Genomic DNA, 14,717 nt, shown 5'->3' on the forward strand with positions numbered 1-14,717 from the left:
GGCCGGAGCTACGGGAGCAGTCCCTGGGTCAGCGGCCCCACCACCGGAAGATCGGCCACCGCCCCGCCCTGGGTGAGGTGGTCGGTCACCAGGTTCGTGCCCACCGGCTTGAAGTCGGAGATCTGGGTGCCGAGTCCGTTGTCGAGGGGGTCGACGCCGGTGTTGGCCAGCGGGTCGAGCTGGAGCCGGGTCAGCGGGCCCAGGCCGTGGGTGACGCCCGACAGCGCACCCGCCCCGGCCGCGCCCGCGTCGGTCCTGGTCAGCGAGTCGACGGGGAGCGGCACCGGGGCGGCGGCCTGGGCCGCGGCCCCCGCGCCGAGCATCGCCGCGCCCGCCGCCGTGACCGTGAGCCCGGCCTTGAGCAGGGCACCGCGACGGGGGGTCCGGGGTTCTGCGTGACGCGCCATGAGGTTCCTTCCGAGGGGTGATCGAGCGGACACCGACAGTAGTTGAGGTGTGATGCTCGATACCAACGGCCTTCCTCGGGGGTCCCCTGCACGGGGGAATGGTTCACACTGGTGTCCCGTGAGTTCCCTACCGATCCCGACCCGTGTCGTCCTGCTCGCGGGCCCCTCCGGCTCCGGCAAGTCGTCCCTCGCCGCCGTCGCCGGCCTCCCGGTCCTGCGCCTCGACGACTTCTACAAGGAGGCGGGCGATCCGTCCCTCCCGCTCGTGGAGGGCAGTGCGGACATCGACTGGGACTCCCCGCTGTCCTGGGACGCGGACGCCGCCGTCGCCGCCGTCGTCGAGCTCTGCCGTACGGGACGCACCGACGTCCCCGTCTACGACATCGCCACCAGCTCGCGGGTGGACCGTGAGCGGCTCGACATCGGGCGGACGCCGCTCTTCGTGGCGGAGGGTATCTTCGCGGCCGAGATCGTGAGCCGCTGCCGTGAGCTGGACGTCCTCGCCGACGCGCTCTGTCTGCGCGGCCGCCCGTCGACGACCTTCCGCCGTCGGCTCGCCCGCGACCTCCGCGAGGGCCGCAAGTCGGTGCCGTTCCTGCTGCGCCGCGGCTGGCGCCTGATGCGCGCCGAGCGGGCGATCGTCGCCCGTCAGGCGGAGCTGGGCGCCCACCCCTGTGCCAAGCCGGAGGCCCTGGGCCGCCTGGCCGCCGCGGCGGCGGGCCGCCACCGCACCCCGGCGGCGCGCTGAGACACAGACGACGCGGGTCGTACAAGCCCCCCGGCTTGTGCGACCCGCGCCGTTTTCCCCCGTACCCCCGTGCTCCCCCGTGAGCCGCGTTCCCCCGTGGCCCCCGTGGGTCCTTCCCCCGTGAGCCGCGTTCCCCCGTGGCCCCCGTGGGGTCTTTCCCCCGTTCCCCCCGACCTTCAGGCCACCAGCTCGCCGAAGGACTCCTCCTCGTCACGTCCGAAGCTGAGCACCTCGTCCTCGCGCAGTCGCCGCAGCGACCGCCAGATGCTCGACTTCACCGTGCCGACACTGATGTCCAGGATCTCCGCGATCTCCGGATCGGTCCGGCCCTCGTAGTAGCGCAGCACCAGCATGGTCCGCTGGAGCTCGGGCAGCCGGGCGAGGGCCTGCCACAGCACCGCGCGCAGCTCCGTGCCGCGCATCGCGTCCGTCTCGCCCACCGTCTCCGGGAGCTCCTCGGTCGGGTACTCGTTGAGCTTGCGCCGGCGCCAGGCGCTGATGTGCAGGTTGGTCATGGTGCGGCGGAGGTATCCGCCGACCGCGGCCTTGTCACTGATCCGCTCCCAGGCGCGGTACGTGGAGAACAGCGCGCTCTGGAGCAGGTCCTCGGCCTCGAAACGGTCACCGGTGAGGTGGTAGGCGGTGGCGTACAGGGAGGCACGACGCTCCTGGACGTAAGCCGTGAACTCGGCTTCCGAGCAGTTGCGCTCCCCCGTGACCTCCCCGTACGCCGCTCCCCCGTCAGCAATGGCGACCATGTACGGCGCCTTGCGCTGACGCCCGACGCTGCGAACGCACCCCCGCCCGTTCACCGCGCCGGACTTCTCCGTGCTCCGTACGACGTCGTGGAGACGCGTGACTACTGCGCTTGAGGTGGTGCTGTGCAGTGCGTTCATCTCGCGCCCCCCGTCGGTTGGAGTGTGTTTCGGTCCGTTGCCAAGAAGCTTGCCCACCGGACTTCATGGCGTTGTCCGCCGACTGTCACAGGCGTGTCACAGGGGTCCCGGGAGAAGCGCGCCTCCCAGCGGTCGAACTCGGACGGCCCCATGCGACAGAATGGCGCCCGTGCCTTTTCTGTTGCTGATCGAGGACGACGACGCCATCCGTACGGCCCTTGAGCTGTCCCTGTCCCGGCAGGGCCACCGGGTGGCCACCGCCGCGACCGGTGAGGACGGCCTCCAGCTGCTGCGCGAGCAGCGGCCGGACCTGGTCGTGCTCGACGTCATGCTGCCCGGCATCGACGGCTTCGAGGTCTGTCGGCGCATCCGCCGCACGGATCAGTTGCCGATCATCCTGCTGACCGCGCGCAGCGACGACATCGACGTGGTCGTGGGCCTGGAGTCCGGTGCCGACGACTATGTCGTCAAGCCGGTGCAGGGCCGTGTGCTCGACGCCCGCATCCGGGCCGTACTGCGGCGCGGCGAGCGGGAGTCGACGGATTCGGCGACGTACGGCTCGCTGGTGATCGACCGGTCGGCGATGACGGTCACCAAGAACGGCGAGGACCTCCAGCTCACCCCGACCGAGCTGCGGCTGCTCCTGGAGCTGAGCCGGCGGCCCGGACAGGCGCTCTCCCGGCAGCAGTTGCTGCGGCTCGTGTGGGAGCACGACTACCTGGGCGACTCGCGGCTCGTCGACGCCTGTGTGCAGCGGCTGCGCGCCAAGGTGGAGGACGTGCCGTCCTCGCCGACGCTCATCCGTACCGTGCGCGGGGTCGGATACCGGCTGGACGTCCCTGCGTGAGCAAGGGAATCCTCACGCGGCTGCGTCTTTCGAGCCTGCGGCTGCGCCTTGTCGTCGTCTTCGCCCTGGTCGCGCTGACCGCCGCCGTGGCGGCCTCCGGCATCGCGTACTGGCTGAACCGGGAGGCGGTGCTGACCCGTACCCAGGACGGGGCGCTCAACGACTTCCGGCAGGAGATGCAGAACCGGGCGGCGACGCTGCCGCTGCGGCCCACCCAGGACGATCTGCGGCGGACCGCCGAGCAGATGGCGACGGGCAGCGCCAACTACCAGGTGCTGCTGCTCGGTGAGCGGGACGCGGGCAAGCCGATCGTCGGCGCCTCGGACCCGGACGACTTCACCCTGGCCGACGTGCCGCGTTCGCTGCGGGACGCGGTGGACACCAAGCGGCCGGTGACGGAGGGCAATCCGTACCCGTACCACCTGTTCTGGCAGCGTACGGAGCGGAACGGGACGCCGTACCTGGTCGGCGGGACGCGGATCGACGGCGGCGGGCCCGCCGGTTACATGTTCAAGTCGCTGGCCGCGGAGAAGGCCGACCTGAACTCGCTGGCCTGGTCCCTCGGGATCGCCACCGCGCTCGCGGTGGCCGGTTCGGTGCTGCTCGCGCAGGTCGCGGCGACGACCGTGCTGCGTCCCGTGCACCGGCTCGGCGAGGCGGCCCGGCAGCTCGGCGAGGGCAAGCTCGACACCCGGCTGCGGGTCACCGGCGCCGACGAACTGGCGGATCTGACCCGCACGTTCAACGGGGCGGCCGAGTCCCTGCAGAAGAAGGTCGCGGACATGAGCGCCCGGGAGGAGTCCTCCCGGCGCTTCGTGGCCGACATGTCGCACGAGCTGCGCACCCCGTTGACCGCGCTGACGGCCGTCACGGAGGTCCTCGAGGACGAACAGGACACCCTGGACCCGATGATCGCCCCGGCGGTGGCGCTGGTGGTGAGCGAGACCCGGCGCCTCAACGACCTGGTGGAGAACCTGATGGAGGTGACCCGCTTCGACGCGGGCACCGCCCGGCTCGTCCTCGACGAGGTGGACATCGCCGACCAGATCACCGCGTGCATCGACGCGCGCGCGTGGCTGGACGCGGTCGACCTGGACGCCGAGCGCGGGATCGTGGCGCCGCTCGACCCGCGGCGCCTCGACGTGATCCTGGCGAACCTGATCGGGAACGCGCTGAAGCACGGCGGTTCGCCGGTACGGGTCTCGGTGCGCACCGAGGACGAGGAGCTGGTCATCGCGGTCCGCGACCACGGCCCCGGCATCCCCGAGGAGGTGCTGCCGCACGTCTTCGACCGCTTCTACAAGGCGAGCGCCTCCCGGCCGCGGTCCGAGGGCAGCGGGCTCGGCCTGTCGATCGCCATGGAGAACGCGCTGATCCACGGCGGTTCGATCACCGCCTCCAACTCGGTCGGCGAGGACGGGACGGTGGACGGCGCGGTGTTCGTGCTGCGACTGCCCCTGGACGCCTCGGGGATCACCCGCGAGGTGCAGACCCGCAGCAGCCAGGGCGAGGTGGAGGAAGCGTGAGGCGCCGCACCTTCGGGCGTACGGCCGGTACGGGAGCCCTGGTGGCGGCGGCGGTCACCGCGCTGGTCACCGGCTGCGGGATCAGGACCACCTCGGTCCCCGTCGACGCGGGCGCCGCCCCGTCCCGGGTCCCGTGCAGCCTGGCGGAGGAGGGCACGGCGGCACCGGTGCAGGACGTGCCGGTCCGGGTGTACCTGGTCTGCGGTTCGCAGCTGGAGGCGGTGGACCGGCGGTCTCCGCTGCCGGAGGAGAAGACCGACGGCGACCCGGTGCGCACCGCGACGCGGCTGCTCGCGCAGCTGCTCGCCGAGCCGTCGGAGAGCGAGACGCGGGCCGGCTTCACGACGGCGGTGCGCGGCCCGCTGGTGGTGGAGGGCGGCCGCCGGGGCGATCCGGCGGGGACGCTGCGGCTGAGCCGTCAGCCGGAGGACCTGGCGCCGACCGCCCTCTCGCAGCTGGTCTGCACGTTCGCGGCGAGTTCGGCGGGCGCGGGTGAGCACACGGTGCTGCTCGGCGGCCCGGGCGCGTACGCCCCGAAGCGCTACCGCTGCACGACGGAGCTGCGCGAGCGCCCGGAGTCGGCCCCGCCGACGGCGGCCGTGACCGCTCCGGCGGCCACCCCCACGGGCTGAGCCGGGTCCGGCGGAACCGATTCCGCCGTGGGGGACGTCTTGGGGGGCGTGCAGCGTCAAGGTTCGGGCGGCAGTGCCGCCGTGGTCGTCCGCGTGGCGGGGTGGGTCCTCGTCGTCGCGCATCTGCTGCTCGTCGCCTGGGTCAGCCTGCGGCCACGGGACGTGGCCTGGGTGACCGCGCCGAACACCGTCCCGCTGAACGGCCTGCGGGCCGATCTGGCGCTCGGCGCCGCCGAGGCGGCCCGGCTGATCGGCGAGGGCCTGCTCCTGCTCGCCCCGCTCGGGGTGCTGCTGCCGATGGCCGACGGGCGGCTCGACGTCTCCCGGTGGGCCTCCCTGACCCGTACGACCGCCGCGGGGGCGCTGGTGTCGCTCGCCGTGGAGCTGCTGCAGACCGCCGTGCCGGGTCAGGTCGTGGACGTGGACTCCGTCCTTCTGAACACCGCGGGGGTGGCGCTCGCCCATCTGCTCCTCGTGCCTGCCGGGCGGAGCTGGCTGCGCCGCAGGTCGGACGCGGGGCGGTCGGGCTCCGCCGCGGGGACCGCGCGCGGTCGGGGTCCGGCCCTCCTGGGGGACGAGGGGTCTCAGGGTGCGACCCCGACGATTACCAGGGTCCCGATCGCCCGGTAGACCGACGCCCCGGACCCCCGTCCGAGAGCAGTATGGAGTCATCGGGAGCCCGACGGAGCGGCTCCCGGACCGACTCCGAAGGAGCCCACCATGGCCGCACTGACCCGCCCCCGTGACGGACGCGTGATCGGCGGAGTGTGCGCGGCGCTGGCCCGGCGCTTCGGCCTCTCCGCGTGGACGATGCGCCTGATCTTCCTGGTCTCGTGCCTGCTGCCCGGACCGCAGTTCCTGATCTACCTGGGTCTGTGGATCTTCGTTCCGGCGGAGAAGAGCACGAGCACGACGGCCTGGTAGTCACGGCCCGCCGGTCGGCGGCGCACGCCGACGCCGTACGCCGAAGGGGCGCGTGCCCGGGAGACCGGGTGCGCGCCCCTTCGGCGTGGTCGGAGCGTCGTACGGCTCGGGTCAGCCGATCGGCAGGCCGCCGGCGCCCAGCGGCAGGCCGCCGAGGAGGCCGCCGAGCGGGGTGGCGCCGAGGCCGCCGGCGGCGGCGTCGAGGGGGAGGCTCTGGGTGGCCTGGCCGGCGGCGGCCGGGAGGGTCTTCACACCCTGGTCGAGGCCCTGGCCGAGGGCGCCCTGGCCCGCACCGAGGGACTCGGCGGCGCCGTCGGGGAGCTCGGTGAGGCCGTCACCCAGCGGGACGGCCTGGGTCACCGTGCCCAGAGCGTCGGCTCCGAGCGGCAGGGACGGCGCGGCGGAGGCCGTGCCGGCGGCGGCAGCGGCGAAAGCGGCACCGAGAGCGGCGACACCGAGCTTCTTGGCGGCAGACTGCTTCATCTGAAAATCTTCCTTGGGGAATCCGGGGGCTTCCGGGAAAGCCGGACGGGGAAATCCTGGGAATGCAGAGCGGCTCTGCAACCTAACCAGTGATCGACTCCTCCGCAAACACCGGAAAGCGGCCGGGTGTCGCGCTCTCCCGGCCGCTCCGTTCCCCTTGACAGGGTGCTGTTCAGCCCGTCGTGCGGGAAGACTCGCTGGTCGTGGCGGTCTGCTGGAACAGCCATTCGGACTTCAGCTCGGCATATCCGGGCTTGATGACCTCGTTGATCATGGCGAGGCGTTCATCGAAAGGAATGAACGCTGATTTCATCGCATTGACAGTGAACCACTGCATGTCGTCGAGCGTGTAATCGAATGCCTCGGTCAGCAGCTCGAATTCCCGGCTCATGCTCGTCCCGCTCATGAGCCGGTTGTCGGTGTTGACCGTGGCCCGGAAGTGCAGCTTGCGGAGCAGACCGATCGGGTGCTCGGCGAACGAGGCGGCGGCACCGGTCTGGAGGTTGGAGGAGGGGCACATCTCCAGCGGGATCCGCTTGTCGCGGACGTAGGCGGCGAGCCGGCCGAGGCGCACCGAGCCGTCGTCCGCGACCTCGATGTCGTCGATGATCCGGACGCCGTGCCCGAGCCGGTCGGCGCCGCACCACTGGAGCGCCTGCCAGATGGAGGGCAGCCCGAAGGCCTCGCCCGCGTGGATCGTGAAGTGGTTGTTCTCCCGCTTGAGGTACTCGAAGGCGTCGAGGTGGCGGGTGGGCGGGTAGCCGGCCTCGGCGCCCGCGATGTCGAAGCCGACGACGCCGGAGTCGCGGTAGCGGTTGGCGAGTTCGGCGATCTCCAGGGCGCGCGCCGCGTGCCGCATGGCCGTGAGCAGCGCCCCGACCCGGATGCGGTGGCCGTTCGCCCTGGCCTGCCGCTCGCCCTCCCGGAAGCCCTCGTTGACGGCCTCCACGACCTCTTCGAGGGTGAGGCCGGACTCCAGGTGCTGCTCGGGGGCGTAGCGCACCTCCGCGTACACGACGCCGTCCTCGGCGAGGTCGACGGCGCACTCGGCGGCGACGCGGAAGAGCGCCTCGCGGGTCTGCATGACGGCGCAGGTGTGCGCGAAGGTCTCCAGGTACCGCTCGAGGGAGCCGGAGTCGGCGGCTTCGCGGAACCAGACGCCGAGCTTGTCGGCCTCCGTCTCGGGGAGCTGCCGGTAGTCCTGCTCCCGGGCGAGTTCGATGATCGTGCCGGGGCGCAGTCCGCCGTCGAGGTGGTCGTGGAGCAGCACCTTCGGGGCACGGCGGATCTGGTCCGCGGTGGGGACGCTGGGGGTCTGGCTCGTCATTTTCGCACTCTAGCCCCTACGCGCGTAGAGCGCGCCCTGTGGCGCCCCGTCCGTTCCGGGTGATTTCCGGTGCGCCCCGGGAGGGCGAACGCCTGGCCTGCGCCCATGACTTCCGGCGGCCACCGCGCCGAACTGCGCCGCGTCCACGTCTTCCTGACCGCGAACCCGGCGCACCGGCCCCACCGCTGGTACGGCCGGAGGGGCTTCGCCGCCCTCGGACACGTGACCCGGTTCGAACGGGCTCAGGGGCGGCGGGCGTTCACCCGGCGGACGATACGTAACAGAGACCGCGCGTACGACTGGCGTACACCTCCGCTTCTGAGACTGTTCTGTCATGGCGCACTTCGCACTCGTGGGGCCGCCCGACGGCCGGAGACCCCGGCTCGGACGGCCTGTTGGAGGTTCACGCACGTCGGCGGCGGTCGGCGGCGTGGTGCTGCTGCTGCCGGACGGCCGGCCGGAGTCGGGACGGCGCGCCTCAGCGCGGGCCCACGCGGCGATGCTGCCGCTCGGGCGCGGTCTCGTCCGCGCGGGCCGCGCCGAGGGCCTCGTCGCCCATGTGGTGCGCTACCGGGGGCGCGGCTGGAACGGCGCCGACGCCAACCTCGCGGCGGACGCCTCCTGGGCGGTCTCGGAGGCCGTACGGCGGTACGGGGACGTCCCGGTCTGTCTCGTCGGGCACGGGCTGGGGGGCCGGGCGGCGCTGCGGGCGGCCGGGCACGGCGCGGTCGGCGCGGTCCTGGCGCTCGCCCCGTGGCTGCCGGAGGACGACATGGCGGCGGAGCCGGAGGCCGTACGGCAGCTGGTGGGGTGCCGGGTGCTGCTCGTGCACGGCACGAACGACGCCCGGACGGACCCGGAGCTGTCGTACCGGTTCGCCGAGCGGGCGAAGAAGGCCAACAGGGACACCTGCCGCTTCGAGGTGCACTCCGACGGGCACGCGTTGCGGCAGTACGCGGAGGAGGTGCGGGCCCTGGCCGCCGACTTCGTCCTCGGCGCGCTCTTCGACCGCCCCGTCACCCGTCCGGTGACGGACGCGATGGCCGCTCCCCCGCCGCTGGGCCTGCGGATGCCGCTCGCGGCGGGCTTCGGGGGTTCACTCCGGCGGTGAGGGCGGCCGCACGGGGTCCTGCGCCGGGTCCTTCGGGAGCAGGTGTCCCCGGCGGCTCAGCAGGAACTTCTTGAAGGCGGCCACCGGGGCCGTGTCCGGGTGGCCGTCGAGCCAGGCGACGCCGATCTCGCGGACCGCGCGCGGCGCGGTGACGGTGAGTTCCACGACGCCGGGGCGCGGGACGGCCGGCGGGGGCAGCAGGGCGACGCCGAGTCCCGCGGCGACCAGGCCGCGCAGCGTCTCGGCCTCCTCGCCCTCGAAGGCGACGCGGGGCTTGAACCCGGCCTCGGCGCAGAGGTCGTCGGTGATGCGGCGGAGCCCGTACCCCGGTTCCAGGGTCACGAAGGTCTCGTCCGCGGCCTCGGCGAGGCGGACGCGCTTGCGGCCCGCGAGCCGGTGGTCGTCGGGGACGACGAGCCGGAGCCGCTGTTCGTCGAGGCGCCGGGCGACCAGGTCGGGGGCGTCGGGCACGGGGGAGGTCAGGCAGAGGTCGAGGTCGCCGGCGCGGAGCCGTTCGATCATGGCCTCGCCGTAGTTCTGGACCAGGGTGAAGCGGATCCGCGGGTGGTCGACGCGGAAGGCGCGGATGAGGCCGGGGACGGTCTCGGAGCCCATGGTGTGGAGGAAGCCGAAGGCGACGCGTCCCGCGGTGGGGTCGGCGTCGGCGCGTACGGTGTCGGCGGCCCGTTCCACCTCGGCGAGCGCCCGCTCGGCGGCGGTGAGGAAGCGGCGCCCGGCCGGGGTCAGCGAGACCGTGCGGCCGCGGCGGGCGAAGAGGGTGACGCCGAGGTCCTGTTCGAGCCGGACCATGGCCCGGGAGAGCGTGGACTGGGGGACGCCCATCTCGGCCGCGGCCCGGGTCACGTGCTCGTGCCGGGCGACGGCGGCGAAGTACGCGAGCCGCGGCGCGAGCAGCAGTCCCATGTCTTCTTCGTTACTGTTCGGTGACAGCCGAGGCTGTGACCTGTACTCATGCACCATGGGAACGATTACAGCAGTTCCGTGCATTGGACGCATGAAACCGGGCGTCCTACGTTCGAGACATGCCTCCCGCCAGTACCAAGGCGGCCGCCACCATCGCGTCCGCCGACACCCGCCTCGCCCCCGGCTCCCCCGGTTACCGCCGGCTGAGCCTCGCGCTCTTCGCCGCGGGCCTCGCCACCTTCGCTCTCCTCTACTCCACGCAGGCCCTCCTCCCGGCCATCTCGGCCGAGTTCGGCGCCACCGCCTCCGCCGCCTCCTGGACGGTCTCGGCCGCGACCGGCGCCCTCGCCCTGTGTGTCCTGCCGCTCAGCGCCCTCTCGGAGCGCTTCGGACGGCGCGCGATGATGATCGCCTCCCTGACGGTCGCGGTCGGCCTCGCCCTCCTCGTGCCGCTCGCCCCGAACCTGGAGTCCCTGATCGCGCTGCGCGCGCTCCAGGGCGCCGCGCTCGCCGGGCTCCCGGCCTCCGCGATGGCCTTCCTCGCCGAGGAGGTCCGCCCCAAGGCGCTGATCGCCGCGATCGGCCTGTTCGTGGCGGGCAACTCGATCGGCGGCATGAGCGGCCGCCTGGTGACCGGCTGGGTGGCGCAGATGTGGGGCTGGCGGGCGGGTCTGGCCGCCGTCGGCCTGACCTCCCTGCTGTGCGCGCTCGCCTTCCGGGCGCTGCTGCCGAGGGCACGGCACTTCACGCCCGGCACGCTCGATCCGAGGGCGCTCGCCCGGACCGTGCGGACGCATCTGGCGGACCCGCTGCTCATGCGGCTCTACGTGATCGGCGCCCTGTTCATGACGGTGTTCGGCGCGGTGTACACCGTGATCGGCTACCGCCTGGTGGAGGCCCCGTTCTCGCTGCCGCAGGGCGTGATCGGCTCGATCTTCCTGATCTACCTGGTCGGTACGGTCTCCTCCGCCGCCGCCGGGAAGCTCGTCGGCCGGCTCGGCCGGCGCGGCGCGCTCTACCTGGCGGTCTCCACCACCGCCGCGGGTCTGCTGCTCTCGCTCGCCGACACGCTGCCGGCGGTCCTCGCGGGCCTCGTCCTCATCACGGCCGGCTTCTTCGCGGGCCACGCGGTCGCCTCCTCCTCGGTCAGCCGTACGGCGAAGACGGGCCGCGCGCAGGCCTCGGCGCTCTACCAGTCCGCGTACTACCTCGGCAGCAGCGCGGGCGGCACGCTCGGCGCGATCGCCTTCCACGCGGGCGGGTGGGCCGGCACGGTCCTGATCGGTCTCGTCGCCGTCCTCGGCGTCGTCTCCGTCACCCTGTACGGGAGCCACAGCGCCCGCGTCGAGGCGCGGCGGCTCCAGCTCGCGGCACCCTGCTGATTCCGCCCGGTTCCGCTGCAACTGAGTCGCTCCCCCGGACGTCCTGAACGATAGGACTCAAGGGGGAGTTGACGATCATGAAGAGAATCGCGGGTCGGATAGGCAGGAGAGCCGGGATCGCGGCCGGCCTCACCTCGCTGGTGGTGCCGATGACGATCGCGCTCGGTGCGGCTCCGGCGCAGGCGGCGTCCTGCAACGTGACGACGGGCCCGTACCAGAAGCAGGTGGAGAAGTTCCTCGGCCGGACGGCCGACGGACGTCAGTCGCTCGCCGACTGCAAGGCCATCCAGGCCTTCCAGAAGAAGCACGGCATCACCCCGTCCGCGGGGTACGCCGGAGCGGTCACCTGGCGCACCATGAACACGATGAACCAGCAGAAGGCGGCGGGGTCCAACCCCAACAAGGACCGCAGGTGTCCGACCAACAAGGGCCGGATCGCCTGCGTCGACCTCACCCGCCAGCTGACCTGGATCCAGGACGGCGCGCGCCTCAAGTACGGCCCCGTGCCGGTCCGTACCGGCAAGGACGGCACGGAGACCCGTACCGGCGCCAAGAAGATCTACATGCGGAACATCAACCACTGGTCGACGCTCTACCACGTCTCCATGCCGTACTCGCAGTTCTTCGACGGCGGCCAGGCCTTCCACTCGACCACCAAGTCCATGTGGAACCCGCCGGGCTCGGGCGGCTGCGTCAACATGACGTCGAAGGACGCCAAGGCGTACTGGGGCCTGCTCAAGAACGGCGACGACGTGTTCGTCTACGGGCGCAAGCCGGGAACCTGACCCCGACTGTCAGTCCGCTGCGGTAGCTTCCCCTCACCGGTACCGAACGGGTGCCGGTGAGGGTGAGTGGGGTGTGGACCCGATGAGTGACGCCGCGACCGCGACGACCGACGAACTCGACAAGTACCGCAGGGAGCTGACCGGTTACTGCTACCGGATGCTCGGATCGTCCTTCGAGGCGGAGGACGCGGTGCAGGACACGATGGTGCGGGCCTGGAAGGCCATCGACTCCTTCGAGGGCCGCTCCTCGCTGCGGTCCTGGCTGTACCGGATCGCCACCAACGTCTGCCTCGACGCGCTGAACGCCGGCAACCGGAGGGCGCGCCCGATGGACCTGACCTCACCCACCCCGGTCGCCCAGGCCCAGCTCGTGAAGCAGCCCGAGATCACCTGGCTGGAGCCGGTCCCCGACGGGCGGGTCCTGCCCTCGGCCGGCGACCCGGCCGAGACGGCCGTCTCCCGCGAGACCGTGCGGCTCGCCTTCGTGGCCGCGCTCCAGCACCTGCCGCCCAAGCAGCGGGCGGTGCTCATCCTCCGCGAGGTGCTCGCCTGGAGGGCGAGCGAGGTCGCGGAGCTCCTCGACACCACCGTCGCCTCGGTCAACAGCGCCCTCCAGCGGGCCCGCGCGACCCTGGCCGAGCAGGCACCGGCCACCTCGGACCCGGCGAACCCGCTGGACGAGGAGCAGAAGGCCCTCCTGGAGCGGTACGTCGCCGCCTTCGAGGGGTACGACATGAAGGCGCTGACCGCGCTCCTCCACGAGGACGCGACCATGTCCATGCCGCCGTACGACCTCTGGCTGCGCGGCCACGACGACATCGTCGGCTGGATGCTGGGCGTCGGCGAGGTCTGCGCGGGCTCGAAGCTGGTGCCGACCGTGGCGAACGGCTCGCCGGCCTTCGCCCAGTACCACCCGGACCCGGCGGGCGGATACAGCCCGTGGGCGCTGATCGTCCTGGAGCTGCGCGACGGCAAGGTCGCCGGGATGGACTTCTTCCTGGACACCGAGCGCTGGTTCCCGCTCTTCGACCTGCCGGCCCGGCTGGAGGCGTAGGAGCCGGGGCTGCTCTAGAGGCCCAGGGTCCCGCCGAGGCCGGTGAGCAGGAGCAGGGCCCGCAGGTCGGGCCCCGCTCCGTGGAACCTGATGCGGTGCCCGCCGCGCCCGGCCGCGAGCTTCAGCCGGGCGAGGGCGTCGACGGCGGCGAGATCGGCGGGCGCGAGCGCGCCGACCTCGCAGACCACGTCCCCGGGCGGGGCGGCCCCGAGCTCGGCACAGAGACGCGCCACCTCGTCCCCGGTGGGGCGGGCGGTCAGGGTCACGACGAGCGGTCGACTGGTGTCCACGCTCCTTGAGACCGGTCCCGACCCGGGAACTCATCGGGGACCCGTGCCGCACGACACCCCCTAGGCTCTCGATCATGACTCACGAGCCTGTCGAACTGGTGATCTTCGACTGTGACGGTGTTCTGGTGGACAGCGAGCGGATCTACTGCCGCGTGGACCGGGAGGTGTTCGCCACCCTCGGGGCGGAGTTCACCGAGGAGGAGGTGGTGGAGCACTTCGTCGGCTCCTCCCACGAACTCCTCACCTCGATCCTGGAGGAGCGCATCGGCCGCCCCCTGGAGCCCGGCTGGAACGCGCCCTTCCGGCAGCGGTACGAGGACGCCCTGGACGCCGAACTGACCGCGGTGGACGGCGTCACCGAGGTGCTGGACGCGCTGTCCGTCCCGTACTGCCTCGCCTCCAACGGCAGCCACCCCACCATCCGCAGGAACCTCACGCGCGCGGGTCTGCTCGACCGCTTCGAGGGCCGGATGTTCAGCGCCCGCGACGTCACCCGGGGCAAGCCGGAGCCGGACCTGTTCCTCCACGCGGCGGCCACCATGGGCGTCCCGCCCGGGCGCTGCGCCGTGGTCGAGGACAGCCCGTACGGGGTCCGGGCGGCGCGCGCGGCGGGGATGCGGGCCTTCGGCTACAGCGGCGGGCTGACGAGGGCGGACCGGCTGGCGGGCCCGGGAACGGTGGTCTTCGAGGACATGCGGACGCTGCCGGGACTGCTGGGGGCAGGACGCTAGCCGAGCGGGAACGTGCCGGTGTCGATCGTGAGGTCGAAGGGGGCGGGGAGGTGGATCTCCTCACCGAACTCCACCACGTCAAGGACCCGGTACAGGCCGTTCTTCGGCTCGCCGTAGAGCGTCGCGGTAGGACGGCCGGAGTGCCAGCGGTCGACGAGCAGATACAAGGGGACGGCAGCGGTGGCGTACCCCTGCAGCTTCACGATCCTGTCGTGATTCGCGTTTCCCCGCGAAGTGATCTCGACGACGAGTTCGGCCTCGGAAGCCTGAAGCGCGAGGCGGGCTTCGCGCACGGCTTTCTTGGGGGCTACGAGAAGATCGGGAACGAACATCCCCGCGCGGGTGGGCACAGTGACGGCCTGTGTCCGGTACGCCCCCCAGTCACGGGGGATCACCCCGTACAGGGCCCTCTGAACCTCGTCGGCGATGTCATTGTGCAGGGGCGACGGCGGCGGCGACACGGTGATGATCCCCTCGATGATCTCCACCTTGCAGCCCTCGGGGGGGTCCGTCCCTTCCCAGATACGGACGAGGTCGTCCCAGTCAGGGCCATGGCCCGACGTGGGGTCGACGGTGAGTGCGCTCACGGCCGTCTCCATTCAGTGCGTCACCGATCCCAGCATGCCGAACGGGACCGGTGGGGGTCCACC

At 72.4% G+C, this 14,717-nt stretch carries 18 protein-coding genes; 11 read left to right on the forward strand and 7 right to left on the reverse strand.

The genetic code is table 11. The annotated features are described in order from the left end of the window. Positions 1 to 8 precede the first annotated feature (8 nt). Positions 9 to 407 carry a hypothetical protein gene (locus ABT129_RS17140; protein ID WP_351901631.1) on the reverse strand — a complete coding sequence of 133 codons (399 nt, stop codon included), beginning with the start codon at positions 405 to 407 and terminating at the stop codon, positions 9 to 11. A gap of 52 nt (positions 408 to 459) precedes the next feature. Here ABT129_RS17140 and ABT129_RS17145 point away from each other — a divergent pair, with 52 nt between their 5' ends. After that, positions 460 to 1,155, forward strand: a complete 696-nt coding sequence (locus tag ABT129_RS17145; protein ID WP_351901633.1) for a uridine kinase family protein — start codon at positions 460 to 462, stop codon at positions 1,153 to 1,155. Between the two features lie 176 nt (positions 1,156 to 1,331). On the opposite strand, the gene ABT129_RS17150 is transcribed toward ABT129_RS17145, so the two are convergent. Further along, entirely contained in the window at positions 1,332 to 2,051 is a 720-nt protein-coding gene (locus ABT129_RS17150) for a SigE family RNA polymerase sigma factor (RefSeq protein ID WP_030318346.1), read from the reverse strand. A 169-nt stretch (positions 2,052 to 2,220) separates the two neighbouring features. Between ABT129_RS17150 and afsQ1 the strand changes: the two genes are divergently transcribed. The 5 genes from afsQ1 (at position 2,221) to ABT129_RS17175 (ending at position 5,980) form a co-directional block, all read left to right on the forward strand. Further along, positions 2,221 to 2,898 carry a two-component system response regulator AfsQ1 gene (afsQ1, locus tag ABT129_RS17155; RefSeq protein WP_017239746.1) on the forward strand — a complete coding sequence of 226 codons (678 nt, stop codon included), beginning with the start codon at positions 2,221 to 2,223 and terminating at the stop codon, positions 2,896 to 2,898. Then, on the forward strand, positions 2,796 to 4,424 hold the full coding sequence (locus ABT129_RS17160; RefSeq protein WP_502981797.1) for an ATP-binding protein: 1,629 nt from the start codon (positions 2,796 to 2,798) through the stop codon (positions 4,422 to 4,424). The genes afsQ1 and ABT129_RS17160 overlap by 103 nt, the downstream gene beginning before the upstream one ends. Continuing rightward, positions 4,421 to 5,056: a hypothetical protein gene (locus ABT129_RS17165; RefSeq protein ID WP_351901638.1), complete on the forward strand. Its 636-nt coding sequence runs from the start codon at positions 4,421 to 4,423 to the stop codon at positions 5,054 to 5,056. Before ABT129_RS17160 ends, ABT129_RS17165 begins: the two co-directional genes overlap by 4 nt. A gap of 48 nt (positions 5,057 to 5,104) precedes the next feature. Continuing rightward, entirely contained in the window at positions 5,105 to 5,686 is a 582-nt protein-coding gene (locus tag ABT129_RS17170; protein WP_351901640.1) for a VanZ family protein, read from the forward strand. A gap of 90 nt (positions 5,687 to 5,776) precedes the next feature. Then, positions 5,777 to 5,980, forward strand: coding sequence for a PspC domain-containing protein (locus tag ABT129_RS17175; protein ID WP_351901642.1), 204 nt, complete (start codon positions 5,777 to 5,779; stop codon positions 5,978 to 5,980). Positions 5,981 to 6,091: 111 nt separating this feature from the next. Here the strand turns inward: ABT129_RS17175 and ABT129_RS17180 are convergent, their stop codons facing one another. Then, a complete protein-coding gene (locus tag ABT129_RS17180; RefSeq protein WP_351901644.1) occupies positions 6,092 to 6,463 on the reverse strand; it encodes a hypothetical protein in 372 nt (123 codons plus the stop codon). Positions 6,464 to 6,635: 172 nt separating this feature from the next. Then, entirely contained in the window at positions 6,636 to 7,790 is a 1,155-nt protein-coding gene (locus ABT129_RS17185; protein ID WP_351901646.1) for an adenosine deaminase, read from the reverse strand. Positions 7,791 to 8,124: 334 nt separating this feature from the next. Here ABT129_RS17185 and ABT129_RS17190 point away from each other — a divergent pair, with 334 nt between their 5' ends. Next, entirely contained in the window at positions 8,125 to 8,901 is a 777-nt protein-coding gene (locus ABT129_RS17190) for an alpha/beta hydrolase (RefSeq protein ID WP_351901648.1), read from the forward strand. On the opposite strand, the gene ABT129_RS17195 is transcribed toward ABT129_RS17190, so the two are convergent. Continuing rightward, entirely contained in the window at positions 8,887 to 9,882 is a 996-nt protein-coding gene (locus ABT129_RS17195; RefSeq protein ID WP_351901650.1) for a LysR family transcriptional regulator, read from the reverse strand. The two genes, ABT129_RS17190 and ABT129_RS17195, sit on opposite strands and share 15 nt — an antisense overlap. Positions 9,883 to 9,944: 62 nt before the next feature. Here ABT129_RS17195 and ABT129_RS17200 point away from each other — a divergent pair, with 62 nt between their 5' ends. The 3 genes from ABT129_RS17200 to ABT129_RS17210 all read left to right on the forward strand — a co-directional run bounded on the left by ABT129_RS17200 (position 9,945) and on the right by ABT129_RS17210 (position 13,046). Then, the gene (locus ABT129_RS17200; RefSeq protein ID WP_351901652.1) at positions 9,945 to 11,207 is read left to right on the forward strand and encodes an MFS transporter; all 1,263 of its coding nucleotides are present in this window, start codon (positions 9,945 to 9,947) and stop codon (positions 11,205 to 11,207) included. A 77-nt stretch (positions 11,208 to 11,284) separates the two neighbouring features. After that, positions 11,285 to 11,992 carry a L,D-transpeptidase gene (locus ABT129_RS17205; protein WP_351901654.1) on the forward strand — a complete coding sequence of 236 codons (708 nt, stop codon included), beginning with the start codon at positions 11,285 to 11,287 and terminating at the stop codon, positions 11,990 to 11,992. Between the two features lie 82 nt (positions 11,993 to 12,074). Next, positions 12,075 to 13,046 carry a sigma-70 family RNA polymerase sigma factor gene (locus ABT129_RS17210; protein ID WP_351901656.1) on the forward strand — a complete coding sequence of 324 codons (972 nt, stop codon included), beginning with the start codon at positions 12,075 to 12,077 and terminating at the stop codon, positions 13,044 to 13,046. 14 nt (positions 13,047 to 13,060) lie between these two features. Here the strand turns inward: ABT129_RS17210 and ABT129_RS17215 are convergent, their stop codons facing one another. After that, positions 13,061 to 13,336 (reverse strand): STAS domain-containing protein, encoded by a 276-nt coding sequence (locus tag ABT129_RS17215; protein ID WP_351901658.1) that lies wholly within the window; start codon positions 13,334 to 13,336, stop codon positions 13,061 to 13,063. Positions 13,337 to 13,410: 74 nt separating this feature from the next. Here ABT129_RS17215 and ABT129_RS17220 point away from each other — a divergent pair, with 74 nt between their 5' ends. Continuing rightward, positions 13,411 to 14,067, forward strand: a complete 657-nt coding sequence (locus ABT129_RS17220) for an HAD family hydrolase (protein WP_351901660.1) — start codon at positions 13,411 to 13,413, stop codon at positions 14,065 to 14,067. Here ABT129_RS17220 and ABT129_RS17225 read toward each other — a convergent pair. Beyond that, positions 14,064 to 14,654, reverse strand: coding sequence for a Uma2 family endonuclease (locus tag ABT129_RS17225; protein ID WP_351901662.1), 591 nt, complete (start codon positions 14,652 to 14,654; stop codon positions 14,064 to 14,066). The genes ABT129_RS17220 and ABT129_RS17225 overlap by 4 nt on opposite strands. Positions 14,655 to 14,717 lie beyond the last annotated feature (63 nt).

Source organism: Streptomyces sp. NPDC002057 (genome assembly GCF_040296665.1).
In the GTDB taxonomy this organism is placed as follows: Bacteria; Actinomycetota; Actinomycetes; order Streptomycetales; family Streptomycetaceae; genus Streptomyces.